The sequence below is a fragment of the Mycobacterium sp. 852002-30065_SCH5024008 genome, assembly GCF_001665645.1.
Taxonomy (GTDB): Bacteria; Actinomycetota; Actinomycetes; order Mycobacteriales; family Mycobacteriaceae; genus Mycobacterium; species Mycobacterium paraffinicum.
Map to the genome: position 1 here is coordinate 1 of NZ_LZSZ01000177.1, position 25,983 is coordinate 25,983.

The following is a 25,983-nucleotide window of genomic DNA, read 5'->3' on the forward strand; positions in this document are numbered from 1 at the left end:
CCGTCTCGTGGGCTCGGAGATGTGTATAAGAGACAGGCACCGGCGCCCCCGCAGCCGCCGGCCCCCGAGCCGCCGCCAGCGGCCCCAGAGATCGAGGCCATCGCGCCGCCCGAAGGCCGCCTCGAGCGCCTTCGCGGCCGGCTGGCCAGGTCGCAGAACGCGCTGGGGCGCAGCGTGCTGGGCCTGATCGGCGGCGGCGACCTGGACGAAGACGCCTGGCAGGACGTCGAGGACACCCTGCTGGTCGCCGACCTCGGCCCGGTGGTCACCGAGTCGGTGATGGCGCAGCTGCGCGCCCGCCTGGCCGGCAGCGATGTCCGCACCGAGGCCGACGCGAAGGCCGTACTGCGCGACGTGCTGATCCGGGAGCTGCACCCCGACATGGACCGCTCGATCCGCGCGCTGCCGCACGATGACCACCCATCGGTGCTGCTGGTCGTCGGCGTGAACGGCACCGGAAAGACCACCACCGTAGGCAAATTGGCCCGGGTGCTGGTGGCCGACGGACGCCGCGTCGTGCTGGGCGCCGCCGACACCTTCCGGGCCGCGGCCGCCGACCAACTGCAAACCTGGGCGTCCCGGGTGGGCGCGGAGGTGGTGCGCGGGCCCGAAGGCGCCGACCCGGCGTCGGTGGCGTTCGACGCCGTCGACAAGGGCATCGCGTCGGGCGCCGACGTGGTGCTCATCGACACCGCAGGCCGGCTGCACACCAAGGTCGGGCTGATGGACGAGCTCGACAAGGTTAAACGCGTGGTAACACGACGCGCTGCGGTCGACGAGGTGCTGCTGGTGCTCGACGCCACCATCGGACAGAACGGACTGGCCCAGGCGCGGGTGTTCGCCGAGGTCGTCGAGATCACCGGCGCGGTGCTGACCAAGCTGGACGGTACGGCCAAGGGAGGCATCGTATTCCGCGTCCAACAGGAACTCGGGGTACCGGTGAAGCTGGTCGGGCTCGGGGAAGGTCCCGACGATCTGGCGCCGTTCGAGCCGGGCGCCTTCGTCGACGCCCTGCTCGGCTGAAACCCCTTACACGGCGAGCGCGACGTTAATACCGCCGAAACACGGCGGCCCCACTGCGGAAACAACCATTGAGCATGGTTCTCGCAGGCCACAGGCGTCGCCTGACGGCCATTCATGTCCGACCGGAGGTGAGCGAGTGGCATTCCCGCAATTGGGCCAACCAGATACCGGCGATACCGCCTGGATGTTGGCGAGTTCCGCGCTAGTGCTGTTGATGACGCCGGGTCTTGCGTTCTTCTACGGCGGCATGGTGCGCACCAGAAGCGTGCTCAACATGATCATGATGAGCATCAGCGCCATGGGTGTGGTGACCGTGCTCTGGGTGCTCTACGGCTACTCGATGTCGTTCGGTGACGACCGGGGCGGCGTCGTAGGAAACCCGACCGATTACTGGGGCCTGGCAAAGCTTATCGGCGGCAACGCCGTCAAGGCGGACCCGAGCAAGGGCGTCACGCAGGTCGACATCCCGCTGGCCGGCACCATGCCCGCGACGGTGTTCGTGGCCTTCCAGCTGATGTTCGCGATCATCACCGTCGCGCTGATCTCGGGCGCGGTGGCCGATCGGCTCAAGTTCACCGCGTGGCTGGTGTTCGCCGGGCTGTGGGCGACGTTGGTCTACTTCCCGGTGGCGCACTGGGTCTTCGCCGCCGACGGCTTCGCGTCCGAGCACGGTGGCTGGATCAACAACAAGCTGCACGCCATCGACTTCGCCGGAGGGACCGCGGTCCATATCAACTCCGGTGTGGCCGGCCTGGCGCTGGCCATCGTCCTGGGCAAGCGCCGCGGGTGGCCCACGACGATGTTCCGGCCGCACAACCTGCCCTTCGTCATGCTCGGCGCCGGCTTGCTGTGGTTCGGTTGGTTCGGGTTCAACGCCGGTTCGGCGACCAGCTCCAACGGCTCCGCCGGTGCGACGTTCATGACCACCACGGTCGCCACGGCCACGGGCATGCTCGCCTGGCTGCTGACCGAGCGCATCCGCGACGGAAAGCCCACGACGCTGGGAGCGGCGTCCGGCATCGTCGCGGGGCTGGTCGCGATCACGCCGTCCTGCTCGTCGGTCAACATCCTGGGCGCGATCGTCGTCGGCGCGGTGGCCGGAGTGGTGTGCGCGCTCGCCGTCGGACTGAAATTCCGGTTCGGCTTCGACGACTCGCTCGACGTGGTCGGGGTGCACATGGTCGGCGGTCTGGCGGGCACACTGCTGGTCGGCCTGCTCGCCGCGCCGGAGTCCACTGCGATCAACGGGGTGGCCGGTGTATCGAAGGGGTTGTTCTACGGCGGCGGCTGGGCCCAGCTGGAGCGGCAGGCGGTCGGCGCCTTCGCCGTCCTCTTCTACTCCGGCATCGTCACGCTGATCTTGGCTTTGATCCTGAAGTACACGATCGGGTTGCGTGTCGGCGCCGAGGAAGAATCAACCGGCATCGACGAGTCTGAGCACGCGGAGAGCGCGTACGATTTCGGAACGATCGGCGGGCAAGGATCCGTTCTCCCGGCGGCGCGGACTCCGGTGGATGACCGCAACGGCCTGGAGGAGGATCGAGTGGGCGACAAAGTGGAGGCAGAGCAAGCATGAAGCTAGTCACCGCAATTGTGAAGCCGTTCACCCTCGATGACGTGAAGACCAGCCTCGAGGACGCGGGCGTCCTGGGGATGACGGTCAGCGAAATTCAAGGGTACGGGCGGCAGAAGGGCCACACCGAGGTTTACCGGGGTGCTGAGTACTCGGTGGATTTCGTGCCGAAGGTGCGAATCGAGGTGGTGGTCGACGATTCCATCGTGGACAAGGTCGTGGACAGCATCGTCCGGGCGGCGCGCACCGGCAAGATCGGTGATGGCAAGGTCTGGGTAACCCCCGTGGAAACCATTGTGCGCGTGCGCACGGGTGAACGCGGAACCGATGCCCTCTGACCGTAGCCGCACATTGCTGAACCAGGCCGGACGGGCCGGGAGGGTATGACAAGCCCATCCGATAGGTCATCTGAAGCGGGGACAGGAAGCGCCGGCGGGGCAGCCGATTTGGCTGCCTCGCGGCGCCAACTGCTGTCGGAGGGCAGTCACCTCGGCGCCGCGGAACTCAGGAAAGCCTGGCTGGAGCTTCACGAATCCTGGCTTGTCGCCAAGGCCGGCGAGATCGGCATCACCGACGGCAGCGGTTTCGCGGTCGTCGGGGTCGGTGGCCTGGGCCGCCGCGAGCTGTTGCCGTATTCCGATCTCGACCTAATGCTGTTGCACGACAACAAATCTGACACGGAATTGCAGCGGGTCGCCGACGGATTGTGGTACCCGCTGTGGGACGCCAACGTCAGGCTTGACCACAGCGTGCGGACGGTGTCCGGGGCCCTGGGCGTCGCCAACAGCGACCTGGTGGCCGCGCTGGGCATGCTGGACGCCCGCCACATCGCCGGTGACGAGCGCCTGTCGGCGGAGTTGATCGACGGGGCCCGACGCCAGTGGCGCAGCGCAATTCGGTCCCGCATGGACGAGCTCGTCGCCATGACATATGAACGCTGGCAACGGTGTTGGCGCATCGCGCAGCGGGCCGAACCGGACCTGAAGTCCGGGCGCGGCGGCCTGCGCGACGTCCAATTGCTTGACGCGCTGGGCGTCGCGCAGCTGATCGACCGCCACGGCATGGGCCATCCCGACGCGCCCGGCGGCTCGCTGGACGCCGCGTACCTCACGCTGCTCGATGTCCGCACCGAACTACACCGGGTATCCAAGCGCGGGCTCGATCAACTGCTGGCGCAGTTCGCCGACGAGGTCAGCGCCGCGTTGGGCGTCGGGGATCGATTTGCGTTGTCCCGCATGCTCTCCAGCGTCAGCCGCACCATCGCATACCACGCCGAAACCGGCCTGCGGACCGCGCAGAACGCGCTGCCCCGACGCGGCCTCACCGCCCTGGTGCGGCGCCCGAAGCGGCGACCGTTGGACGAGGGGGTGGTCGAGTACGACGGCGAGGTGGTGCTCGCTCGCGACGCCCAACCCCAAACCGATGCCGGGCTGATGCTGCGGGTCGCCGCCGCGTCGGCGGACACCGGCCTGCCGATCGGCGCCGGCACGCTCAAACGACTCGCCGACAGCGTCCCGGATTTACCGTCGCCATGGCCGCGGGAGGCACTGGACGACCTGCTGGTCGTGCTGCTGGCCGGGCCGACGGCGGTGAACACGATCGAGTCGCTGGACCGCACCGGGCTGTGGGGCCGCCTCTTCCCGGAATGGGATGCGGTGCGGGACCTTCCCCCGCGCGACGTCTCGCACAAGTGGACCGTCGACCGCCACATCGTTGAAACCACCGTCAACGCGGCCCCGCTCACCACCCGCGTGGCGCGATCTGACCTGCTCGCGCTCGGCGCGCTGCTGCATGACATCGGCAAGGGGCGCGGCACGGACCACTGTGTGCTCGGCGCGGAATTGACGATCCCGATCGGCAACAGGCTGGGGCTGTCGGCCCAGGACACCGACACGCTCGCGGGCATGGTCCGCCACCACCTCCTGCTGCCGATAACGGCCACCCGAAGCGATCTCAACGATCCCAAGACCATCGAGTCGGTGGCCGCGGCCCTGCACGGCGATCCGCAACTGCTCGAACTCCTGCACGCGCTGGCCGAGGCGGATTCGAAGGCCACCGGTCCCGGGGTGTGGAGTGACTGGAAGGCGTCGTTGATCGAGGACCTGGTCCGTCGCTGCCGGCTGGTGATGGCGGGCGAGCCGTTACCGGAGGCCGAACCGATTGCCCCCCACTATCTTTCGCTGGCGGCCAGCCGCGGCGTGCACGTGGAGCTGCACCCCGGCGACCGGGAGCGCCTGACCGCGGTGATGCTCGCGCCGAACCAGCGCGGGCTGGTGTCGAAAGCCGCGGCGGTGCTGGGGGTGAACTCCCTGCGAATCCATTCGGCGTTGGCCAACATTCACGACGGCGTGGCGATCGTCGAGTTCGTCGTGTCGCCGGTGTTCGGCTCGCCGCCCGAATCGGGCTTACTGCGGCAGCAATTCAACGGCGCCCTGGCCGGCGACCTCGACGTCCTCGGCGCGCTGGAGAGGCGCGATAGCGACGCGGTCAGCGCCGCGACGGCCCGGGCCGGCGAGATTCAGGCCGGGGTGCCCGTCACCCGGTCGACCGCCCCGCCGCGCATCCTGTGGCTCGACGCGGCGACCGCCGGCCAGTTGATCTTCGAAGTCCGGGCCATGGATCGGTTGGGTCTGCTCGCCCTGTTGACCCGTGCGCTGGAACGTGCGGGAGCGGACATCGCCTGGGCCAAGGTCAACACGTTCGGGTCGACCGCGGCCGACGTCTTCTGCGTGACGGTGCCGGCACACGGCGAGCACGACGCGCGAGCCGCGATCGAGCAGAACCTGCTCGCCGTGTTGGGCGGCCCCACGGTCGAGGTGCTCCAGGAGCCGGTCGGCGACTAGAGGGGGTCAGGCGTGCTCGGCGTTGAGTCGCCGCAGGGCCTCGATGCGGTCCTGGATCTGCTCGCGGGTCGCGGCGGCGATCGGCGGCCCCCCGCAACGACGGCGAAGTTCGCTGTGAATCCAGCCGTGCGGCTTGCCGGTGCGGTGATGGGTGGCCGACACCAATGTGTTGAGCTCGCGGCGCAGCTCGCGCAGCTGGCCATGCATCGACGGTGAGCCCGACACCGCGACCGGCGCACCCTGTGCGGCCCGTCGCTGCAGCTGCTCGTCCTGCCGGCGATGCAGCAGCGCCCGCATCTGATCGGCGTCGAGCAGCCCTGGGATGCCGAGGTAATCGGCCTCCTCGTCGCTTCCGGCCGGCGCGGCGGTGCCGAACGACGATCCGTCGAAGATGACCTGGTCCAGCTCCGCGTCGGCGCCCAGTGAGGTGAAGCCGTTGTCGGTCTCGGTCTTTTCGGTCTGCGTCCTGACGGCGGGATCACCGTCGAGGGGATCGTCGTCGGGGCGGTGCGGTTCCCCCAGCACGTGGTTGCGCTGGGCTTCCAGCTCGCTGGCGAGCTGCAGCAGATTCGGCACCGACGGCAGGAAGATGCTCGCGGTCTCGCCCGGCCGGCGCGATCGCACGAAGCGGCCGATGGCCTGGGCGAAGAACAGGGGAGTGGAGGCGCTGGTGGCGTAGATGCCGACCGAGAGCCGGGGCACGTCGACGCCTTCGGAGACCATCCGCACCGCCACCAGCCACCGGCTGGTGCCGGCGGCGAATTCGCTGATGCGCGCGGACGATCCGGGATCGTCGGACAGCACCACCGTCGGTGCCTCCGAGGTCAGCCTCGTCAGCAGGGTTGCGTAAGCGCGGGCCGCGGTGCGGTCCGAGGCGATGATCATGCCGCCGGCGTCGGGCACGTGCTCGCGTTTCTGGCGCAGCCGCTGGTCGGCGGCCGCGATCACCGCGGGCATCCATTCGCCGGCCGGGTCGAGCGCCGTGCGCCAGGCCCGCGCCGTGTGCTCGGCGGTCAGCGGCTCGCCCAGCCGCGCGGCGTGCTCCTCGCCGGCGCTGTCCCGCCAGCGCGCCTCCCCGGAGTAGGCCAGGAACACCACCGGCCGGACCACCCCGTCGGCGAGAGCCTCGGCGTAGCCGTAGGTGTGGTCGGCCTGCGAACGTCGCACGCCGTCGGCGCCCGATTCGTAGAGTACGAAAGGGATGGGGCTGTCGTCGCTGCGAAAGGGCGTGCCCGTCAAGGCGAGCCGGCGCGTCGCATCGCTGAAGGCCTCGCGGATGGCGTCGCCCCAGGTCTTGGCGTCACCGCCGTGGTGGATCTCGTCGAAGACCACCAACGTCTTGCGCTGCTCGGTGCGTACGCGGTGCAGCGTCGGATGCGCCGCGACCTGAGCGTAGGTGACCATCACGCCGTGGTACTCGCCCGACATCAGGGCATGGGAGTTGGAGAACTTCGGGTCCAGGGCGATGCCGTGCCGTGCCGCGGCCTGGGCCCACTGCACCTTGAGGTGCTCGGTGGGCACCACCACCGTGATCTGCTCGACGGCGCGCTGGCTCAGCAGTTCCGCGGCCACCCGCAAGGCGAACGTCGTCTTCCCGGATCCCGGGGTCGCCACGGCCAGGAAATCGCGCGGTTGGCCGGCCAGGTATTTCACCAACGCCCGGCGCTGCCAACCCCGCAGCGCGCGGCCGCTGTCGTCGACGGGAGACTCCGTGCGAGCGAGCGGTTGCACGGACATTTCCCCCGTTTGTTGTAATTGTCGACGCAGCCAGAGTGGTGAAGCGGTGGCTGTGAAATCTAGCACGCCAACGCTTTTCGGCGCAGTAACGACTCGGATGCGGTTACCGTGGCATGCCCGCGACGTCGCGGGTCTGCAGCCAGCCGTGGATGCGTTGCGCGACGTCAGCCCACCCCGGCTCGAGCATCATGTTGTGGCCCATCGGGAAGAATTCCGGCTCGGTCCGGTAGGCGCGCGCCGTGGCCCGCACGTCGCCGACGCTGACGAAGCCGTCGTGCTCGGCGCCGAGGACCAGGATCGGCGTGGTCACCCGACGGGTTCTGACGCGGCGGACCATCGGATCGGTCATGGCGGCGCGGATGCTTTCGGCTCCGGCGCGCTGCATGCAGGATTGGACCACCGCCTCCGGTGTGTCGGCGCAGAAGAGGTACTCGCGGGTAAGGGTGGGGGTGGCGAGGAACTTCAGCAGCGTGGGGTCGGCCCAGGCTCCCATCGTCATCGATGGTCGGCGACGCCAGACACGCACCGCCAACCTGAGCACGCCCTGCGGCGGCACGGAGCCCACCAGGACCGCCGCCGGGGCGCTGCGTGTTTCGAGGTGGCGCTGGATGACGAAGCCACCCAGCGAATGGCCTATCAGCACGGGGCCTCCGCCCAGTTCGTCGGCCACCGAACGGAGGTCGTCGATGTAGTCGGCGATGGAAACCTTGTGCAGCGGCTTGGCCGTCGGACTGGCGCCGTGTCCCCGCAGGCTCATCGCGACCGCGCGATAGCCCGCGTCGGCGAAGAAGTCCAGGAAGTGCTCCCAGCACCACGCGCCGTGCCAGCCGCCGTGCACGAAGAGCAGCGGCACCGGATGGTCTTGGCTGCAAGATCCCTTGTCGATCACCTCGAGCATGAGCTTCACCTCGTTCGGCGGCGTTTTGGTTCGCTCGACCATTCAAACCCGCTCGCCGCCTCGGCGAGACTGAAACTACGCACACCTTTATCGGCGTGTCGTGTGCGTGGTTGCAGAGTCGCGGTCGATGGGCGGTGGCGGGCCGGCCAGGCTGGACTACCACTAGGCTGGCGGGGTGTTTGAATCGCTGTCCGACCGGTTGACCGGTGCCCTTCAGGGACTACGCGGCAAGGGTCGACTGACCGACGCCGACATCGAGGCCACCACCCGCGAGATCCGGCTGGCGCTGCTGGAAGCCGACGTGTCATTGCCCGTGGTGCGCGCGTTCGTCACCCGGATCAAGGACCGCGCCCGGGGCGCCGAGGTCTCCGGTGCCCTCAACCCGGCGCAGCAGGTCGTCAAGATCGTCAACGAAGAGCTCATCGGCATCCTCGGTGGGGAGACCCGCCAGCTGGCCTTCGCCAAGACGCCGCCGACCGTGGTGATGCTCGCCGGTCTGCAGGGTTCCGGTAAGACGTCGCTGGCCGGCAAGCTGGCCGCCTGGCTGCGCGGCCAGGGGCACACCCCGCTGCTGGTGGCGTGTGACCTGCAGCGGCCCGCCGCGGTGAACCAGCTGCAAGTCGTCGGTGAGCGCGCCGGGGTACCGGTGTTCGCGCCCCACCCCGGCGAGTCCCCCGAGTCGGGGCCCGGCGACCCGGTCGCCGTCGCGGCCGCCGGCCTCGCCGAAGCCCGGGCGAAGCACCACGACGTCGTCATCGTCGACACCGCCGGCCGGCTGGGCATCGACGACGAACTGATGGCCCAGGCCGCGGCCATCCGCGACGCCGTGAATCCCGACGAAGTCCTGTTCGTCCTGGACGCGATGATCGGTCAGGACGCCGTTACCACTGCCGAGGCGTTCCGCGAGGGCGTCGGCTTCACCGGGGTGGTGTTGACCAAGCTCGACGGTGACGCCCGCGGTGGTGCCGCGTTGTCCGTCCGTGAGGTGACCGGCGTCCCAATCCTTTTCGCCTCCACCGGCGAGAAGCTCGAGGACTTCGACGTCTTCCACCCCGACCGGATGGCCGGCCGCATCCTGGGCATGGGCGACGTGCTGAGCCTGATCGAACAGGCCGAGCAGGTCTTCGACGCCGAGCAGGCCGAGGCCGCCGCCGCCAAGATCGGCACCGGCGAGCTGACGCTGGAGGACTTCCTCGAGCAGATGCTCGCCATCCGCAAGATGGGTCCGATCGGCAACCTGCTGGGCATGCTGCCCGGGGCCGGACAGATGAAGGACGCGCTGGCCCAGGTCGACGACAAGCAACTCGACCGCCTGCAGGCCATCATCCGCGGCATGACGCCCCAAGAACGGGCCGACCCGAAGATCATCAACGCGTCGCGGCGGCTGCGCATCGCCAACGGGTCCGGCGTCTCGGTGTCCGAGGTGAACCAGCTGGTGGACCGCTTCTTCGAGGCCCGCAAGATGATGTCGTCGATGCTTGGCGGCTTGGGCATCCCCGGCATGGGTCGCAAGTCGGCGACCCGAAAGGCCAAGGGCGGCAAGGGCAAGAAGGGCAAGAAGGGCGGGCGCGGCCCGACGCCGCCCAAGACCAGGAACCCGCTCGGCGCCGGAATGCCGGGCATGCCGGGCGGATTCCCCGACCTATCGCACATGCCCGAAGGCCTCAACGAGCTGCCGCCCGGGCTGGCGGACTTCGACCTGTCCAAACTCAAGTTCCCAGGCAACCCGGGACGAAACTAACCCGCCGTGCGCATGCACGTGCGAGGTGTCGGGCTGCCGGACGAGACCCCAACCGAGCTGTGGATCGTCGACGGGCGCATCAGCACCGAACCGGTCGCGAGGGCCGACACCGTCTTTGACGGCGGCTGGATCATCCCCGGCCTGGTGGACGCGCACTGCCACGTCGGGCTCGGCGAGCACGGCGAGATTCCGCTCGACGAGGCGATCGCCCAGGCCGAGATCGAACGCGACGTCGGTGCGCTGCTGTTGCGAGACTGCGGCTCACCCACCGACACCCGCAGCCTCGACGACCACGAGGATCTGCCACGCATCATCCGGGCCGGAAAACATCTGGCCCGGCCCAAGCGGTATGCGGCGGGTTTCTCACGCGAGCTGGAAGACGAGTGGCAACTGCCCGAGGCGGTGGCGGAAGAGGCGCGGCGTGGCGATGGCTGGATCAAGCTGGTCGGCGACTGGATCGATCGCAGCGTCGGCGACCTCGCCCCGCTGTGGTCCGACGACGTGCTCAAGGCCGCCATCGACACCGCACACACCCATGGCGCCCGGGTCACCGCGCACGTCTTCAGTGAGGACGCGCTGCCGGGGCTGGTCAAGGCCGGCATCGACTGCATCGAACACGGCACCGGCCTCACCGATGACACCATCGCGCTGATGGTCGAGCACGGAACCGTTTTGGTCCCCACGCTGGTCAACATCGTCGAGAATTTCCCGGGTATCGCCGACGCCGCCGCCGCGAAGTATCCGACCTACGCCGCCCACATGCGCGACCTGCATGCACGCGGCCTGTCGCGGATCGCCGCGGCCCGTGATGCGGGCGTGCCGATCTACGCCGGCAGTGACGCCGGCACCATGGTCGCGCCCGGGCGCATCGCCGACGAGATCGAAGCGCTCAAGGGCATCGGACTGAGCCCGACCGATGCGTTGGGCGCGGGGTGCTGGGACGCCCGTCGCTGGCTGGGCCGCCCCGGGCTGGATCACGGCGCATCCGCCGACCTGCTGTGCTACGCGGACGATCCGCGGTCGGGCGCGGCCGCGCTGCACCGTCCGGACCTGGTGATTTTGCGTGGCAAGGCGTTCCGCTCGCCGACGTAGCCCGGAATCGGGCCTGTTCACGGGGCTGACACGCCGAATTCCAGAAAAGATTGCGAGTGCTTGCTATCTATGTTACGTTCCATGTCACCATGACGACTGGAGGCAAAAGTGGCTTACGACGTGATCATTCGCGAAGGGCTGTGGTTCGACGGCACCGGCAGCGCGCCGCAGACCCGCACGCTGGGTATTCGTGACGGCGTGGTGGCCACTGTGTCGGACGGGCCGCTGGATGAGACGGGCTGCCCCGAGGTGATCGACGCGGCCGGCAAGTGGATCGTGCCCGGCTTCATCGACGTGCACACCCACTACGACGCCGAGGTGCTGCTGGACCCGGGTCTGCGGGAGTCCGTGCGGCACGGTGTCACCACCGTGTTGCTCGGGAACTGCTCGTTGTCGACGGTCTACGCCAGCTCCGAGGACGCCGCCGACCTCTTCAGCCGCGTCGAGGCCGTGCCCCGCGAGTTCGTCTACGGCGCGCTGCAGGACAAGACGTGGTCCACCGCGGCCGAATACATCAAGGCGATCGACGCCCTCCCGCTCGGGCCGAATATCGGCTCGCTGCTTGGCCATTCGGACCTGCGGACCGCGGTGCTCGGGCTCGACCGGGCCACCGACGCCACCGTCTCGCCCACCGCCGCCGAGCTGGAGCAGATGGCGGCCCTGCTCGAGGAGGCGCTCGACGCCGGGGTGCTCGGCATGTCGGGGATGGATGCGGCCATCGACAAGCTCGACGGTGAGCGCTTCCGGTCGCGGGCGCTGCCGTCCACCTTCGCGACCTGGCGCGAGCGCCGCAGGCTCATCAAGGTGCTGCGCAAGCGCGGCCGCATGCTGCAGAGCGCGCCCAACGTGGCGAAGCCGTCGTCCGGAATGCTCTTCTTCCTGGCCAGCAGCCGGATCCTCAACCGCGGCAAGGGCGTTCGCATGAGCATGCTGGTATCCGCCGATGCCAAGTCGATGCCGCTGTCGGTATACGTCTTCGGCCCGGGGACCCGCTTGCTGAACAAGCTGCTGGGCGCCAGCGTGCGATTCCAGCATCTGCCGGTGCCGTTCGAGTTGTACTCCGACGGAATCGATCTGCCGGTCTTCGAAGAGTTCGGCGCCGGAACGGCCGCCCTGCACCTGCGGGACCAGTTGGAGCGCAACGAGTTACTGGCCGATAAGGAATACCGCCGGAAGTTCCGCAAGGAGTTCGACCGGATCAAACTCGGACCGTCGTTGTGGCACCGCGACTTCCACGACGCGGTAATCGTCGAGTGCCCCGATGAATCGTTGATAGGCAAGAGCTTTGGGGCCATCGCCGACGAGCGCAAGCTGCACCCGCTCGACGCGTTCCTGGACGTGCTCGTCGAGAACGGCGAACGCAACGTCCGGTGGACGACCGTCGTGGCCAACCACCGCCCAAAGTTGCTCAACGCGCTCGCCAATGAGGGCAGCGTGCACATGGGCTTCTCGGATGCCGGTGCGCACCTGCGCAACATGGCCTTCTACAACTTCCCGGTGAAACTGCTCAAGCGGGTCCGGGACGCCCACCGCGCCGGCACACCGTTCATGTCCACCGAGCAGGCGGTGCATCGCCTGACCGGCGAACTCGGCGAGTGGTTCGGCGTCGACGCCGGCACGCTGCGGCAGGGCGACCGCGCGGACTTCGTGGTGATCGACCCGGCCGGCCTCAACGAAGCGGTCGAGGGCTACTACGAGGAGGAGGTGCCGTTCTACGGGGGCTTGCGGCGCATGGTCAATCGCAACGACGACGCCGTCGTCGCGACCGGTGTGGGCGGCGCCGTCGTCTTCCGCGGTGGCCAGTTCAGGGACGGCTACGGCCGGACCGTGAAATCGGGCCGCTACCTGCGCGCGGGCCAGCGGCACCGGGGCCGGAGCGCCCTGAAAATCGGGGGCTGACGTGGCCAGAACACAGCAGCAGCGTCGGGAAGAGACCGTGGGACGGCTTCTCGACGCCTGCATCGCCACCATCATCGAGGTCGGATACGCCCGGGCGTCGGCGGCCGTGATCACCAAGCGCGCCGGGGTGTCGGTGGGCGCCCTGTTCCGGCACTTCGAGACGATGGGCGATTTCATGGCCGCCACGGCGTCGGAGGTGCTGCGTCGGCAGCTCGAGACGTTCACCAAGCGGGTCGCCGAAATACCGGCCGATCGGCCGGCGCTCGAAGCCGCCCTGGCGATACTCCGCGACATCACCGCCGCCCCGAGCAATGCCGTGCTGTACGAACTGTTGGTCGCCGCGCGCACCGACGAAAAGCTCAGGGCCACTTTGCAAACCGAGCTGCGCCAGTACTCGGCGAAGATTCACGATGCCGCCCGTACGCTGCCCGGGGCCGAAAGCTTCCCCGAGGAAACGTTCCCGGTTCTGGTCGCGTTGCTGACCAACGTGTTCGACGGGGCCGCGGTGGTGGAGGGGGTGCTGCCACAGCCGCAGATCGCCGAGCAACGGATCCCGATGCTGATGACGCTGCTGTCCGCGGCGGCGCCGGACGCGGGCCTGGCGGGATAGCTACAGCGAGCCGATGCTGGACTGCGGGCTCTGCGCGAATCCCCAGTCGAACAACGTCGCCGCCTGGTCCCAGTACGTCGGGCCGCCCTCTTTGAGCAGCCCGTACATCATGGCGATGACCAGCCGGCGGCCACCGCGGGCGGCGGCCCCGACGAAGGTCTTGCGGGCCGCGTTGGTGAACCCGGTCTTGCCGCCGATCGCGCCGGGGTAGCGCTGCAACAGCTCGTCCTGATTGGTGATCGGTTGATCCCCGTGATCGCCGGGGAACATCGCCGACGGCTCGGCAGTGATCTGCGCGAACACCGGGTTGGCCATCGCGGCGCGGAAGATGACGGCCAGGTCGTGCGCGGTCGATGACCCGGATCCACCGGGCCCGTCGAGCCCGGACGGCGTCGCGGCATGGGTGCTCGTCGCGCCGAGCGACGCGGCCTTGGCGTTCATCTTGGCGACCGTGACGTCGGGCCCGCCCAGCATGTGCGCCAGCGTGTTGGCGGCGTCGTTACCCGAGACCAGCAGCAGGCCGTCGAGAAGCTGACGCGCGGTGTAGGTGCGGCCCGGTTTGATGCCGACGCAATTGCATTCCACCTGGGTGTCGGCGGCGTCGGCGACGACGGTGGAGTCCAGGCTCACCGAGTCGAGGACCACCTGGGCCAGCAGCGTCTTGATGGTGCTAGCTGGCGGGTGGGCCACGTTCTGGTCGCGGCCGGCCAGCACCTGACCGGTGTCGAGATCGGCGACGATCCAAGTCTGGGCCGGGCCGTCCGGGATCGGCACCGAGCCCACCGGCTGCATGCTGTCGGCCCAGGCCGTGGGGACGGTCGCACCGCACGCCCCCACCGTGAGCAGGGCCGCGGCTGCGGCCATGACCTTGCGCATGGGCCGAAAGTCTAACTTCCGGGCCTGTTCGGCGTCGATTTTCAGTACTGTCCGATGCATGTTGAGCCTGGCCGAGATTTCCGACCGCTTAGAGATCCAGCAGCTTCTGGTGGACTATTCCACCGCCATTGACCAGCGCCGATTCGACGACCTCGACCAGGTGTTCACGGAAGACGCGTACATCGACTACACCGCACTCGGCGGCATCGAGGGCCACTACCCGGAGGTCAAGAAGTGGCTGTCGGAGGTGCTGCCGAACTTCCCGGTGTATGCGCACATGCTGGGCAACTTCTCGGTGCGGATCGACGGGGATAAGGCCTCCTCGCGGGTGATCTGCTTCAACCCGATGGTGCTCGGCGGGGACAAGGATCAGGTGTTGTTCTGCGGGCTCTGGTACGACGACGAGTTCGTCCGTACGCCCGAGGGCTGGCGGATGACCCGCCGGGTCGAGACCAAGGTCTTCCAGAAGGTCATGTAGGCCGGGACGATCGAGCGGATTTCTGGCGCGGCACCCCGTTCTGGCACAATGGGCGGCTGTCCACCGAGCGATTACGCATCGCTTGGTGGTCATACACGCGAGGCAAAACCGGATCCGGGCATCCCGCCCCGATCGCTGAATTGCAGCGTGACACACACAGGAGAACCCGCTTAACCATGGCTGTGAAGATCAAGCTGACTCGGCTTGGCAAGATCCGCAATCCCCAATACCGCATCGCCGTCGCCGACGCGCGCACGCGGCGCGACGGTCGCTCCATCGAGGTCATCGGCCGCTACCACCCGAAGGAAGACCCGAGCCTCATCGAGATCAACTCCGAGCGCGCGCAGTACTGGCTGTCCGTGGGCGCTCAGCCCACCGAGCCCGTCCTCAAGCTGCTGAAGATCACCGGCGACTGGCAGAAGTTCAAGGGCCTGCCGGGCGCCGAGGGCCGCTTGAAGGTCGCCCCCCCGAAGCCCAGCAAGCTCGAGCTGTTCAACGCCGCGCTGGCGGAGGCCGAGGGCGGTCCCACCACCGAGGCCGCGAAGCCGAAGAAGAAGTCGCCCGCCAAGAAGGCCGCCAAGGCGGCCGAGCCGGAGGCGCCGGCTGCCGCCGAGACGCCGGCGGAGACCGCCGCTGAAGCCGCGCCGGCGGAGACGGCCGCCGAGGGCGGCGAGCAGGCCGCGCCGAGCGCCGAAAGCTGACTGACGTGAGCACGGTCGTCGTTGACGCGGTGGAGCACCTGGTCCGTGGGATTGTCGACAACCCCGACGATGTCCGGGTGGACATGGTGACCAGCCGCCGCGGCAGAACTGTCGAGGTCCACGTCCATCCCGACGACCTGGGCAAGGTGATCGGTCGCGGCGGACGCACCGCGACCGCGCTGCGCACCCTGGTCGCCGGTATCGGTGGCCGCGGTATCCGCGTCGACGTGGTGGACACCGACCAGTAGCCGCTGATGGAGCTCCGTTGGAGTTGACCGTCGGGCGCGTCGCGAAAGCGCACGGGATCGGCGGCGAGGTCGTCGTCGAGATCCGCACCGACGACCCCGCGACCCGCTTCGCGCCGGGTAACACCCTGCGCGGCAAGCCATCCCGCGGTGGCGAAGAACGTGACTTCGTCGTCGAGAGCGCACGCGAGCATGGTGGGCGGCTGCTGTTGCGATTGGCCGGGGTGACGGACCGCGACACCGCCGACGCACTGCGCGGCACCTTGTTCGTCGTCGATTCCGATGATTTGCCCCCCATCGATGAGCCGGACACCTACTACGACCACCAACTCGAAGGGCTGCACGTCCGGACGGTCACGGGCCAGGACGTCGGTGTCGTCGCCGAGGTGTTGCACACCGCCGGGGGTGAGCTGTTGGCGGTGCGCCGAGGCGACGGCGGGGAAGTGTTGGTGCCGTTCGTCGGCGCGATCGTCACGTCGGTGTCGCTCGACGACCGCAGTGTGGAGATCGATCCGCCCGAGGGCCTGCTGGACCTGGCATGAGAATCGACGTCGTCACGATCTTCCCGAACTTTCTCGACCCGTTGCGACAATCCTTGCCGGGCAAGGCGATTCAATCGGGGCTGGTCGACCTGCGGGTGCACGATCTGCGTCGGTGGACGCACGACGTGCATCGCTCGGTCGACGACGCGCCGTACGGCGGTGGCCCCGGGATGGTGATGAAGGCCCCGGTGTGGGGCGAAGCGCTGGACGAGATCTGTTCGGAGCAAACCGTTTTGGTTGTGCCCACCCCCGCCGGTGCGTTGTTCACGCAGGCTGATGCCCAGCGGTGGAGCGTCGAGGAGCACCTGGTGTTCGCGTGCGGCCGCTACGAGGGCATCGACCAGCGGGTCATCGAGGATGCCGCCCGGCGGATGCGGGTCGAGGAAGTCTCGATCGGCGACTATGTCCTGCCGGGTGGGGAGTCGGCGGCGGTGGTGATGATCGAAGCCGTGGTGCGCCTGCTCGAGGGCGTCCTCGGCAATCCGGCGTCGCATCGCGAGGATTCGCACTCCCCGGCGCTGGACCGGCTGCTGGAGGGGCCCAGCTACACCAGGCCGCCGAGCTGGCGTGGGCTCGACGTTCCCGAGGTGTTGTTATCCGGCGACCACGCGCGCGTCGCCGCCTGGCGCCGGGAGGTCTCGCTGCAGCGCACCCGCGAACGCCGCCCGGAGCTGCTCGGCCCGCCCGGGCAAGAGGATTAGAGCCCGCGCCCCAGCGGGTCGATCCGGCCCTCGGGAAATATCGTCCTGACCGCCCGGGTGATGGTCTCGCGGGCGGTGGCGTCGTCGGAGTTCTGCAGCGACTGCACCACCATGATGTAGCGACGGTCCGAGCCGATCACCCCGGTCGACAAGTGCATCCAGTCGCTGCCGATGCAGCACATCCAGCCCTGCTTGACCGCCACCGGTTCGGCGTACAGCCCGTCGGGGATGCCGAAGCGTTGCGGGTAGCCGTCGAGCCCGTTCGGGGTGGACTGGGCCAGGTCGTCGACGATGACCTTCGCCTTGTCCGCCGGCAGCCCGCCCGATCCGTCGAGCAGCATCTCGTAGTAGCGGATCAGGTCGGTCGTCGTGCTCATCGTGTTCCACCAGCGTCCGTCGCTGGGCGGGGTGGTCGACGTGAGCCCGTAGCGCGCCGCGACCGCGGTGATGATGGCGTTCTCGCCGCCCTGGCCCCAGAACTTCTCCGCCGCGCCGTCGTCGGATGACTGCAACATGATGTCCAACGCCTGGCGGTCGTCCGCGCTCAGCGCGGCCTTGCCCTGCGATTCGTGTAGCAGCAGGTCGTCGGCGATGAACAGCTTGGCCACCGACGCGGTGCCGATGACCTGGCTGTTGCCGGTGGAGACCAGCTGGTGGGTCTTGCGATCGAGGATCGCCACCGAAAGGGCGGCTCCGCCGGCGGCGGCTTCGTCGGTTGCCTGCTGCACCCGCGCCTGCAGGCCGACGGGCCCCGGGTTGGTCAGCTGCGGTTCGGGCTGCGGTGGCTTGACCGCCTCGAGCATGAGCTCGGCCGACTGCGGCGGCGGCTGGCGCAGGCCTCGGTCGGGTGTGACGTAGACCGGGAGGCTGTATACCTTGGCCTGTACCTTCGCCTCGCATCCGGCGGCCACGATCAACGCCACCGCCGCTGTGGCGGTGAACAAAATCAGCGGCCGAACGCGCATTCCTCTCCTCCGACGTGGCTCCGACGCACCCAAGTGCACGGGTGTGGGCTGCATCGCGCCACCTGTCCCGGCCATTACGCAAGGTCCGGTAGCGCGTTCTGGCCCCAGTCATATGTACCATTCACCAGCGTTTTCGGCTCGTTGCGAACCGCCTCCGACGCTGTGATTTTCATGGCAAGCCTCCTGTCTGGCACAATTGACCAGTTGTCTCCAGCGGTTCCAGGCCGGCCGGGCCGCTTCTTGCCTGCTGCGAGATACGCCCAAGTTGCCCCAAACCATCGGCTTGGCGACTGCCTCACATCCGGGTGAGAGCTGTTGCCGCAGGCCGCGACCGCAAGGAAGTGTCTTCTCAGATGAACCGCCTGGACTTCGTCGACCAAGCGTCGCTGCGCGACGACATCCCGGTTTTCGGCCCGGGCGACACCGTCAACGTGCACGTCAAGGTCATCGAGGGCGCCAAGGAGCGTATCCAGGTGTTCAAGGGCGCGGTGATCCGTCGGCAGGGCGGCGGAATCCGCGAGACCTTCACCGTGCGCAAGGAGAGCTACGGCGTCGGCGTCGAGCGGACGTTTCCGGTGCATTCGCCGAACATCGACCACATCGAGGTGGTGACCCGTGGCGATGTCCGCCGCGCGAAGCTGTACTACCTGCGTGAGCTCCGCGGCAAGAAGGCCAAGATCAAGGAAAAGCGCTGAGCTGGGACGGCCGGGCGGCAGTCCCGGTCGGTTTACAGCGCCACAATCTGCGCTGGCTACTCTGATCTCGTGACCGATCCCACGGACTCATCTGAGCCCCAGTCCGCCCAGTCAGAGCCGAAGGTCTCCACCCGAATCCCGGACACGCCCGAAGGCGATTCGCCGAAGGTCCCCGAACCTGCAGAGGCGCCCGACGAGGGCGCGCCGGAGCGCACCAAGCGATCCACACTGCGGGAATTCGCGCTGCTGGCGGTGATCGCGGTGGCCCTCTACTACGTCATGTTGACGTTCGTGGCACGGCCCTACCTGATCCCGTCGGAATCGATGGAGCCGACGCTGCACGGGTGCGCCGGTTGTGTCGGTGACCGGATCATGGTCGACAAGGTCAGCTATCGCTTCGACTCACCCCGCCCCGGTGACGTCATCGTCTTCAAGGGACCGCCGAACTGGAACCTCGGGTACAAGTCGATCCGGTCCAACAACACCGTGCTGCACTGGGCACAGGACGCGCTGTCCTTCATCGGCTTCGTGCCTCCCGACGAAAACGACTTGGTCAAGCGGGTCATCGCGGTCGGCGGGCAGACGGTGCAGTGCCGGGCCGACACCGGCTTGACGGTCAACGGCAAGCCGCTCAAAGAGCCCTACCTGGATCCGGCCACCATGATGGCCGACCCGTCGGTGTACCCGTGCCTGGGCAGCGAGTTCGGGCCGGTCACCGTTCCGCAGGGGCGGCTGTGGGTGATGGGCGACAACCGGACGCACTCGGCGGATTCCCGCGCCCACTGCAACAGTGTCCCGGCCGAGGCGCTCAAGGGCGTGTTGTGCACGGGTGATCCCGCGTCGGGAACCGTGCCGGTGTCCAACGTGATCGGCAAGGCGAGGTTCATCGTGTGGCCGCCCGGGCGATGGGGTGGCGTGTCTTCGGTGAACCCCCAGCAGCATCAGTAGCCATGGCCACGACGTGGCCGCCGCGGACGGTGATCCGCAAGTCATCGGGGTTGCGGACCCTGGAGTCGGCGCTGTACCGCAGCGGCCTGGGGCCGGTGGCCGGCGTGGACGAAGTCGGCCGCGGTGCCTGCGCGGGCCCACTGGTGGTGGCGGCCTGCGTGCTGGGGCCGGGGCGCCTGGAAAGCCTTGCTGCGCTTGATGATTCGAAAAAGCTTACGGAGAGTGCCCGGGAGAAGTTGTTCCCGTTGATCCGTCGTTACGCGCTGGCCTACCACGTGGTGTTCATCCCGCCGGCCGAGGTGGACCGGCGCGGCGTGCACGTCGCCAACATCGAAGGCATGCGCCGCGCCGTGGCGGGCCTGTCGCTGCGGCCCGGTTACGTGCTCAGCGACGGATTCCGGGTGCCCGGCCTGGCGGTGCCGTCGCTCCCGGTCATCGGCGGCGACGCGGTGGCGGCGTGCATCGCCGCGGCCAGCGTGCTGGCGAAGGTCAGCCGGGACCGGCTGATGGTCGCCATGGACGCCGACCACCCGGGCTACGGCTTCGCCGAGCACAAGGGCTACAGCACTCCGGCGCACAGCACGGCGCTGACGCGGCTGGGTCCCTGCCCCGAACACCGCCATTCGTTCATCAATGTCCGGCGCGTGGCCATAGGGTCAGAAGGGTCGGGCGGCCGCGTCGTGGCCGAATGCCGACCGGACCCTCGCCCGCGCGCGGTGGATATCGGTGAGGAAAGATGGGGCCAGGATTCCCCGGGCGGAACGCCGGGGGAAGTGTTTCTCCGAGAAGGACGTCTGAACAGATGAGTGCCGAGGATCTCGAAAAGTACGAAACCGAGATGGAGCTCTCGCTGTACCGCGAATACAAGGACATCGTCGGCCAGTTCAGCTTCGTCGTCGAAACCGAGCGGCGCTTCTACCTGGCCAACAGCGTGGAGATGGTGCCCCGCAACGCCGACGGCGAGGTGTACTTCGAGCTGCGACTGTCCGACGCCTGGGTGTGGGACATGTACCGCCCGGCCCGGTTCGTCAAGCAGGTGCGGGTGGTGACGTTCAAGGACGTCAACATCGAAGAGGTGGAAAAGCCCGAGCTGCGGCTGCCGGAGTAGCCAGGCTAGCCGTCCTCCTTGTCTTCCGCGGGCGGCAGTTGGCCGCGTCTGTCGATGACTTCCCGCGCGACATCGGCCAGCTTGATGTTCAGCGTCTGGGAATGGCGCCGCAGCAGGTCGAACGCCTGCGTCTCGGTCATGTCGTGGAGCAGCATCAACATGCCGACTGCCTTGCCGATCTCGCGGTTGCTCAGTAATCCGCGGCGCAGGCTGGTGGCGTCGTCGCCCTTTGCGACCGCATTGATGGCCACGCTGGCGAACGCGGCCAGCACCGCCGCGCGCCCGGCCGATTCGGCGTCGAACACGTTGGGGGTGTCGCTGAACAGGTTGAGCGCGGCGCCCTTGCGTTTGTCCACCAGCAGCCGAAAGCCCATCGCCCCGCGCACCGGGGTTTCCGCCACCAGGACCTTCGCCAGCTGCGGCCACAGCGACGGGGTCGTCAGGTCCGGGTCGATCTGGGGGGTCTCCTCCTCGATCGCGTCGATGCACGGACCGTCCCCCGAACGCCGTTCCAGCTCGTCGATCTGCTGCGCCAGCTGGTCACTCGCGCCCACGGTGACGTAGCGGTCGCCATCGCGCACCAACAGGCTGGCGTGGTCGCATCCGCGCACAACCAGGGTGGCGGCGATGCAGATGGCCGCATACATCTGGCCGGCGTCCGAGCCCTGGTAGATGATCTCGGCCAGCGCGGCGAACACCGTCCCGGGGTCGGCCATTTCCCCGCCCGGCGTCGGCCCGCCTGCGGCCGTCGATTCGTCCGCCATGTTGTGCCTCATTCCCTGCGCATTCGGCAGTCTGACCCCCGCGTTTCGATCGCCGTAGATTATCGGTCCTGGGCGCGACCCTCACACGCTGTTCGGTGCGATTGCGACGAATCCCACGCGCCTCGACCGCCAGTCCCTGGGCCGGCGAAAGCACCCGCTGCCAATACGGGTACCCGCGCGTCTTGCACTCACCAATCGGCGCGCCCGCGGCGGCGCCCGTTGGTGACATTTCCCACCGGGGGTTTCGGCGGGCGCCCGGCGGGAAAGAGCCTTCAGGTGGGAATTACCGTCGCGGTGACAGGGCCAACCGGCGAGATCGGTATGTCCGCGGTGACTGCGCTGGAGCGTGAACCCGCCGTGGACGCCATCGTCGGGATGGCGCGCCGGCCGTTCGACCCGTCTTCGCGCGGCTGGCAGAAGACGACCTACCAGCAGGGCGACATCCTGGACCGCGAGGCCGTCGACGCGCTGGTGGCGCAGGCCGACGTGGTCATCCACCTCGCCTTCATCATCATGGGGTCGCGGGAAGAGAGCGCCCGCATCAACCTGCAGGGCACCCGCAACGTGTTCGAGGCGACGGTCGCCAGCGAGCGGACACGGCGCCTGGTGTACACCTCATCGGTGGCGGCCTACGGCTACCACGGCGACAACCCCCACCCGCTGACCGAGGACGTCCCGGCACGAGGGTCCGACGAGCACTACTACTCCGCGCAGAAGGCGGCGTGCGAGGCGCTGCTGGCCGAGATCACCAAGGACTCGCCGCTCGAGGTGTTCGTGCTGCGGCCGTGCATCGTCGCCGGGCCCAATGCCACCGTCCTGGCCGACGCCATGCCGTGGAACCAGTTGCCGGGCCCGATGCGCGCCGTGGTCAAGGCGATGCCGATTTTGAAGCCGGTCGTCCCGGACCCGGGCATCCCGTTGCAGCTGGTGCACCACGACGACGTCGCGAGCGCGATCGCGCTGGCGGCCACCACCCCGGCGCCGCCCGGGGCGTACAACATCGCCGGGGACGGCGTGGTGACGGTGGGGGATGTGGCCAGGGCGCTGGGCGGCCGCCCGGTGCGGGTGCCGGCCGTCGCGGCCTCGGCGGCGTCGGCGGCGCTGTCGCGGGTGCCGCTGGTCCCGTCCATGCTGGAATGGCTGCACACCGCGCGCACGTCGATGGTCATGGACACCACCAAAGCGCGCACCCAGCTGGGCTGGCGGCCGGTGCACTCGTCGGCGGAAACCCTGAGGGCGCTGGCTTCGGCGGTGTGACGCCGACCAGGGTAGTTTGGCTGCGTGAGGTTCCAGCGTTCGGCCGCGATCCCGGCTGACGGTGAATTCGCCTAGTGCGGCACGTAACTGCGCGCCGGCGGGTAAAGCATCTCACCGCCGGGAAAGCGATCAGCCGGCCGGAGACGCTGGTCGTCGAGGAGCCGCTGGAGATCCGGGTGAACGGCGCGGCGGTCACCGTGACGATGCGCACCCCGGGTGCGGATTTCGAACTGGCCCAAGGCTTTCTGCTCACCGAGGGGATCATCACCGGCCGCGACGACGTGCTGACCATCCGGTATTGCGGCGGCGCCGTCGAGGGCACGAACACCTATAACGTGCTCGACGTGACACTGGCCGCCGGCGTCACGGTGCCGACCCTCGACGTGACCCGCAACTTCTACACCACCTCGTCGTGCGGGGTGTGTGGCAAGGCGTCGCTGGACGCCGTGCGGCTGATCGGCCGCTTCTCGCCCGGCGCGGACCCCGCCCCCGTCGCGGCGGCCACCCTCGAGGCGATGCCCGACCAATTGCGTTCGGCACAAAAGGTTTTCGACAGCACCGGCGGGCTGCACGCCGCGGCGCTGTTCAGCGTCGACGGCACCATGCTGGCGGTGCGGGAGGACGTCGGCAGGCACAACGCGGTCGACAAGGTCATCGGCTGGGCGCTGGAAAATCGGCGGGTGCCGCTGGTCGGCTCGGTGCTGCTGGTCAGTGGGCGGGCCTCCTTCGAGTTGACGCAAAAAGCTGTGCTGGCCGGGATTCCGGTGCTTGCCGCCGTGTCCGCGCCGTCATCGCTGGCGGTCTCGCTGGCCGAGGAGTCGGGCATCACGCTGGTGGCGTTCCTGCGGGAGGACTCGATGAACATCTACACCAGGGCGGACCGAATCGGCTAGTCGTTTGCGGCCGGTTGTGGATGTAGACGGCACCGGGGATAACCGGCCGTCGCGGATGGATCGCAGGTGTCGCTGCGGCCCGCCGTGTCGGGGTCCTCGAGCACATTGGCTCCCATGACGACCGAAACGACTTTGACTCGGGCCCAACTCGGGGCGATGGGTGAGGCGCTCGCCGTGGATCACCTGAAGAGGATGGGATTGTCGATCCTGCAGCGTAACTGGCGCTGCCGCTACGGCGAACTCGACGTCATCGCCTGCGACGAGGCCATCCGCACGGTGGTGTTCGTCGAGGTGAAAACCCGTACCGGGGACGGCTACGGCGGGCTGGCGTACGCGGTCACCGAGCGTAAGGTTCGCCGGCTGCGCCGACTGGCCGGCCTGTGGCTGGCCGGCCAGGACGAGCGCTGGGCGGCGCTACGGATCGACGTGATCCGGGTGCGGATCGGTCGCCGGCGCATACCGGAGATCACCCATCTGCAAGGGATCGGCTGATGGCGCTGGGTCGCGCGTTCTCTGTCGCCGTGCGCGGGGTGGACGGCCAAATCGTGGAGATCGAAGCCGACATCACCTCCGGACTGCCGGGCGTGCATCTGGTGGGTCTGCCCGACGCCGCCCTGCAGGAGTCCCGTGACCGGGTCAGGGCGGCGGTCGCCAATTGTGGCAACAGCTGGCCGATGGCGCGGCTCACGCTGGCGCTGTCCCCGGCGACGCTGCCCAAGATGGGCTCCGTCTACGACATCGCCCTGGCCGCTGCCGTCCTGTCGGCGCAACGGAAGAACCCGTGGGACCGCCTGGAGAAGACGGTGCTGCTGGGGGAGCTGTCGCTGGACGGACGGGTCCGGCCGGTGCGCGGCGTACTGCCGGCGGTGCTGGCCGCCAAACGCGACGGCTGGCCGGCCGTCGTCGTCCCGGTGGACAACCTGGCCGAGGCCAGCCTGGTCGACGGCATCGACGTCTGGGGCGTGCGCACGCTGGGGCAGCTGCAGAAGTGGCTCAGCGGGTCCGCCGCTCTGGTCAACAGGATCACCGCGACGGCCACCCCACTCGAGGCCTCGGCGGATCTCTCCGATGTGGTGGGGCAGACGCAGGCGCGCTTCGCGGTGGAGGTCGCCGCCGCCGGGTCGCATCACCTTATGCTCACCGGCCCGCCGGGCGTCGGCAAAACCATGCTCGCGCAACGGCTTCCGGGCCTGTTACCGCCGCTGTCGGACAGCGAGTCGCTGGAAGTCACCGCAATCCACTCCGTGGCCGGGCTGCTGTCGGGGGACACGCCGCTGATCACCACGCCGCCGTTCGTTGCGCCACATCACAGCTCCAGCGTGGCGGCGCTCGTCGGCGGCGGTTCAGGCATGGCGCGCCCGGGCGCGGTCAGCCGCGCGCACCGTGGGGTGCTCTTCCTCGACGAATGCGCCGAAATCAGCGTCAGCGCGCTCGAGGCATTGCGAACGCCATTGGAAGACGGGGAGATTCGGCTCGCCCGACGCGATGGGGTGGCCTGTTACCCGGCCCGGTTCCAGCTGGTGTTGGCGGCCAACCTGTGCCCGTGCGCGCCCGCCGATCCGCAGGACTGCATTTGCGCGGCGGCGGCCAAGCGTCGCTATCTGGGCAAGCTGTCCGGGCCGCTGCTCGACCGGGTGGACCTGCGGGTGGAGATGCATGCGGTGCGCGCGGGCGCCTTCGCGGGCACCGAAGCCGAATCGACGGCACATGTTCGCCAGCGGGTGGCGCAGGCCCGCGCGGCCGCGGCCGAGCGGTGGCTGCCGCACGGATTCCGTACCAACGCCGAAGTGAGCGGGGTGCTGTTGCGCCGCAAGTTCCGGCCCGGCAACGCCGCGATGACGCCGCTACAGCAAGCGCTGGACCGGGGGCTGCTCAGCATCCGCGGCCTGGACCGCACCCTGCGGGTCGCGTGGAGCCTGGCCGACTTGGCCGGGGGGGTATCGCCCGGACCCGCGGAGGTCGCGGCCGCGCTCAGCTTCCGGCAGCCGGGAGCGCGGCGATGAGCGCCGGACCCGGGTCACCAGTACGCCTTCGTCAGCCAGTCGTTGTGCCCGCCCCGGACCGCAATCGCGACGGTCACCAGGACGGCGAACGCCCTGGCGAACTGGGCCATCGCGCGGCCGCCCTCGCCGCGCTGTTCCATGTCGCGCAGCGCCACGGACGCGAGGGCGCCGCTCAAGATGGGAATGGGCAAGCCGCACCAACTGACCAGGCTCAAAGCGAACGCCGCGATCGCCCACGGGTTTACGGGGCGGGCGGGCGCGGCGAGCTGGGTCGGCTGGCAGACGATCATTGTTCGCTCCGTTCCTTGCCGGCGGCGCGATGCCGAATGGGGGTCGACGACAACACATTCGCGTACGGGGCTATACGGATCCTTGGCGAATTCTTGGACCC

At 68.8% G+C, this 25,983-nt stretch carries 27 protein-coding genes; 21 read left to right on the plus strand and 6 right to left on the minus strand.

Going from position 1 to position 25,983, the window contains the following annotated elements:
• The 4 genes from ftsY to A5781_RS22780 form a co-directional block, all read left to right on the plus strand.
• Window positions 1-1,023 (plus strand): signal recognition particle-docking protein FtsY (ftsY, locus tag A5781_RS22765; protein ID WP_067212509.1); only part of this gene is annotated, 1,023 nt, incomplete at its 5' end.
• A gap of 184 nt (window positions 1,024-1,207) precedes the next feature.
• Window positions 1,208-2,599 carry an ammonium transporter gene (locus A5781_RS22770; protein ID WP_067212312.1) on the plus strand — a complete coding sequence of 464 codons (1,392 nt, stop codon included), beginning with the start codon at window positions 1,208-1,210 and terminating at the stop codon, window positions 2,597-2,599.
• Entirely contained in the window at window positions 2,596-2,934 is a 339-nt protein-coding gene (gene glnB / locus A5781_RS22775; RefSeq protein WP_066952569.1) for a nitrogen regulatory protein P-II, read from the plus strand. Before A5781_RS22770 ends, glnB begins: the two co-directional genes overlap by 4 nt.
• Window positions 2,935-2,979: 45 nt before the next feature.
• The gene (locus tag A5781_RS22780) at window positions 2,980-5,439 is read left to right on the plus strand and encodes a [protein-PII] uridylyltransferase (protein WP_082939482.1); all 2,460 of its coding nucleotides are present in this window, start codon (window positions 2,980-2,982) and stop codon (window positions 5,437-5,439) included.
• A gap of 6 nt (window positions 5,440-5,445) precedes the next feature.
• Here A5781_RS22780 and A5781_RS22785 read toward each other — a convergent pair whose 3' ends face one another.
• Complete coding sequence (locus tag A5781_RS22785; protein ID WP_067212318.1) at window positions 5,446-7,176, minus strand: DEAD/DEAH box helicase; 1,731 nt, start codon at window positions 7,174-7,176, stop codon at window positions 5,446-5,448.
• Between the two features lie 103 nt (window positions 7,177-7,279).
• Window positions 7,280-8,074: an alpha/beta hydrolase gene (locus A5781_RS22790; protein ID WP_067212511.1), complete on the minus strand. Its 795-nt coding sequence runs from the start codon at window positions 8,072-8,074 to the stop codon at window positions 7,280-7,282.
• A gap of 175 nt (window positions 8,075-8,249) precedes the next feature.
• Here A5781_RS22790 and ffh point away from each other — a divergent pair, with 175 nt between their 5' ends.
• From ffh to A5781_RS22810, 4 genes are all read left to right on the plus strand, one after another.
• Window positions 8,250-9,815: a signal recognition particle protein gene (gene ffh / locus A5781_RS22795; RefSeq protein WP_067212321.1), complete on the plus strand. Its 1,566-nt coding sequence runs from the start codon at window positions 8,250-8,252 to the stop codon at window positions 9,813-9,815.
• Between the two features lie 12 nt (window positions 9,816-9,827).
• Complete coding sequence (locus A5781_RS22800) at window positions 9,828-10,907, plus strand: amidohydrolase family protein (RefSeq protein WP_156622752.1); 1,080 nt, start codon at window positions 9,828-9,830, stop codon at window positions 10,905-10,907.
• A 96-nt stretch (window positions 10,908-11,003) separates the two neighbouring features.
• The gene (locus tag A5781_RS22805; RefSeq protein ID WP_369817783.1) at window positions 11,004-12,806 is read left to right on the plus strand and encodes an amidohydrolase family protein; all 1,803 of its coding nucleotides are present in this window, start codon (window positions 11,004-11,006) and stop codon (window positions 12,804-12,806) included.
• 1 nt (window position 12,807) lies between these two features.
• Entirely contained in the window at window positions 12,808-13,416 is a 609-nt protein-coding gene (locus tag A5781_RS22810; RefSeq protein WP_067212333.1) for a TetR/AcrR family transcriptional regulator, read from the plus strand.
• On the opposite strand, the gene A5781_RS22815 is transcribed toward A5781_RS22810, so the two are convergent.
• Window positions 13,417-14,292, minus strand: a complete 876-nt coding sequence (locus tag A5781_RS22815; protein ID WP_067212336.1) for a D-alanyl-D-alanine carboxypeptidase family protein — start codon at window positions 14,290-14,292, stop codon at window positions 13,417-13,419.
• A 58-nt stretch (window positions 14,293-14,350) separates the two neighbouring features.
• On the opposite strand from A5781_RS22815, the gene A5781_RS22820 reads away from it, so the two are divergent.
• The 5 genes from A5781_RS22820 (at window position 14,351) to trmD (ending at window position 16,959) form a co-directional block, all read left to right on the plus strand.
• Window positions 14,351-14,770, plus strand: coding sequence for a nuclear transport factor 2 family protein (locus tag A5781_RS22820; protein WP_067212338.1), 420 nt, complete (start codon window positions 14,351-14,353; stop codon window positions 14,768-14,770).
• 176 nt (window positions 14,771-14,946) lie between these two features.
• Window positions 14,947-15,471, plus strand: a complete 525-nt coding sequence (rpsP, locus tag A5781_RS22825; protein ID WP_067212341.1) for a 30S ribosomal protein S16 — start codon at window positions 14,947-14,949, stop codon at window positions 15,469-15,471.
• A 5-nt stretch (window positions 15,472-15,476) separates the two neighbouring features.
• The gene (locus A5781_RS22830; RefSeq protein ID WP_003878715.1) at window positions 15,477-15,719 is read left to right on the plus strand and encodes an RNA-binding protein; all 243 of its coding nucleotides are present in this window, start codon (window positions 15,477-15,479) and stop codon (window positions 15,717-15,719) included.
• A 17-nt stretch (window positions 15,720-15,736) separates the two neighbouring features.
• Window positions 15,737-16,258, plus strand: a complete 522-nt coding sequence (rimM, locus tag A5781_RS22835) for a ribosome maturation factor RimM (protein WP_067212344.1) — start codon at window positions 15,737-15,739, stop codon at window positions 16,256-16,258.
• Window positions 16,255-16,959, plus strand: a complete 705-nt coding sequence (gene trmD, locus A5781_RS22840) for a tRNA (guanosine(37)-N1)-methyltransferase TrmD (protein WP_067212348.1) — start codon at window positions 16,255-16,257, stop codon at window positions 16,957-16,959. Before rimM ends, trmD begins: the two co-directional genes overlap by 4 nt.
• Here trmD and A5781_RS22845 read toward each other — a convergent pair.
• Window positions 16,956-17,924 (minus strand): hypothetical protein, encoded by a 969-nt coding sequence (locus A5781_RS22845; RefSeq protein ID WP_067212351.1) that lies wholly within the window; start codon window positions 17,922-17,924, stop codon window positions 16,956-16,958. The genes trmD and A5781_RS22845 overlap by 4 nt on opposite strands.
• 353 nt (window positions 17,925-18,277) lie before the next feature.
• Between A5781_RS22845 and rplS the strand changes: the two genes are divergently transcribed.
• From rplS to A5781_RS22865, 4 genes are all read left to right on the plus strand, one after another.
• Window positions 18,278-18,619: a 50S ribosomal protein L19 gene (rplS, locus tag A5781_RS22850; protein WP_067212356.1), complete on the plus strand. Its 342-nt coding sequence runs from the start codon at window positions 18,278-18,280 to the stop codon at window positions 18,617-18,619.
• A 69-nt stretch (window positions 18,620-18,688) separates the two neighbouring features.
• Window positions 18,689-19,567, plus strand: coding sequence for a signal peptidase I (gene lepB / locus A5781_RS22855; RefSeq protein ID WP_067212360.1), 879 nt, complete (start codon window positions 18,689-18,691; stop codon window positions 19,565-19,567).
• Between the two features lie 2 nt (window positions 19,568-19,569).
• On the plus strand, window positions 19,570-20,373 hold the full coding sequence (locus A5781_RS22860) for a ribonuclease HII (protein ID WP_067212364.1): 804 nt from the start codon (window positions 19,570-19,572) through the stop codon (window positions 20,371-20,373).
• On the plus strand, window positions 20,370-20,675 hold the full coding sequence (locus tag A5781_RS22865; protein ID WP_046184425.1) for a DUF2469 domain-containing protein: 306 nt from the start codon (window positions 20,370-20,372) through the stop codon (window positions 20,673-20,675). The genes A5781_RS22860 and A5781_RS22865 overlap by 4 nt, the downstream gene beginning before the upstream one ends.
• 5 nt (window positions 20,676-20,680) lie before the next feature.
• On the opposite strand, the gene A5781_RS22870 is transcribed toward A5781_RS22865, so the two are convergent.
• A complete protein-coding gene (locus A5781_RS22870) occupies window positions 20,681-21,439 on the minus strand; it encodes a GAF and ANTAR domain-containing protein (RefSeq protein ID WP_067212514.1) in 759 nt (252 codons plus the stop codon).
• A 276-nt stretch (window positions 21,440-21,715) separates the two neighbouring features.
• Here A5781_RS22870 and A5781_RS22875 point away from each other — a divergent pair, with 276 nt between their 5' ends.
• From A5781_RS22875 to A5781_RS22890, 4 genes are all read left to right on the plus strand, one after another.
• Window positions 21,716-22,696 (plus strand): SDR family oxidoreductase, encoded by a 981-nt coding sequence (locus A5781_RS22875; RefSeq protein WP_067212367.1) that lies wholly within the window; start codon window positions 21,716-21,718, stop codon window positions 22,694-22,696.
• Between the two features lie 74 nt (window positions 22,697-22,770).
• Window positions 22,771-23,589, plus strand: coding sequence for a formate dehydrogenase accessory sulfurtransferase FdhD (fdhD, locus tag A5781_RS22880; RefSeq protein ID WP_067212369.1), 819 nt, complete (start codon window positions 22,771-22,773; stop codon window positions 23,587-23,589).
• Window positions 23,590-23,703: 114 nt separating this feature from the next.
• On the plus strand, window positions 23,704-24,081 hold the full coding sequence (locus A5781_RS22885) for a YraN family protein (protein ID WP_067212371.1): 378 nt from the start codon (window positions 23,704-23,706) through the stop codon (window positions 24,079-24,081).
• Entirely contained in the window at window positions 24,081-25,592 is a 1,512-nt protein-coding gene (locus A5781_RS22890; protein ID WP_067212373.1) for a YifB family Mg chelatase-like AAA ATPase, read from the plus strand. The genes A5781_RS22885 and A5781_RS22890 overlap by 1 nt, the downstream gene beginning before the upstream one ends.
• A 14-nt stretch (window positions 25,593-25,606) precedes the next feature.
• Here A5781_RS22890 and A5781_RS22895 read toward each other — a convergent pair whose 3' ends face one another.
• Window positions 25,607-25,882, minus strand: a complete 276-nt coding sequence (locus A5781_RS22895; RefSeq protein WP_067212378.1) for a DUF4190 domain-containing protein — start codon at window positions 25,880-25,882, stop codon at window positions 25,607-25,609.
• Window positions 25,883-25,983: the final 101 nt, after the last annotated feature.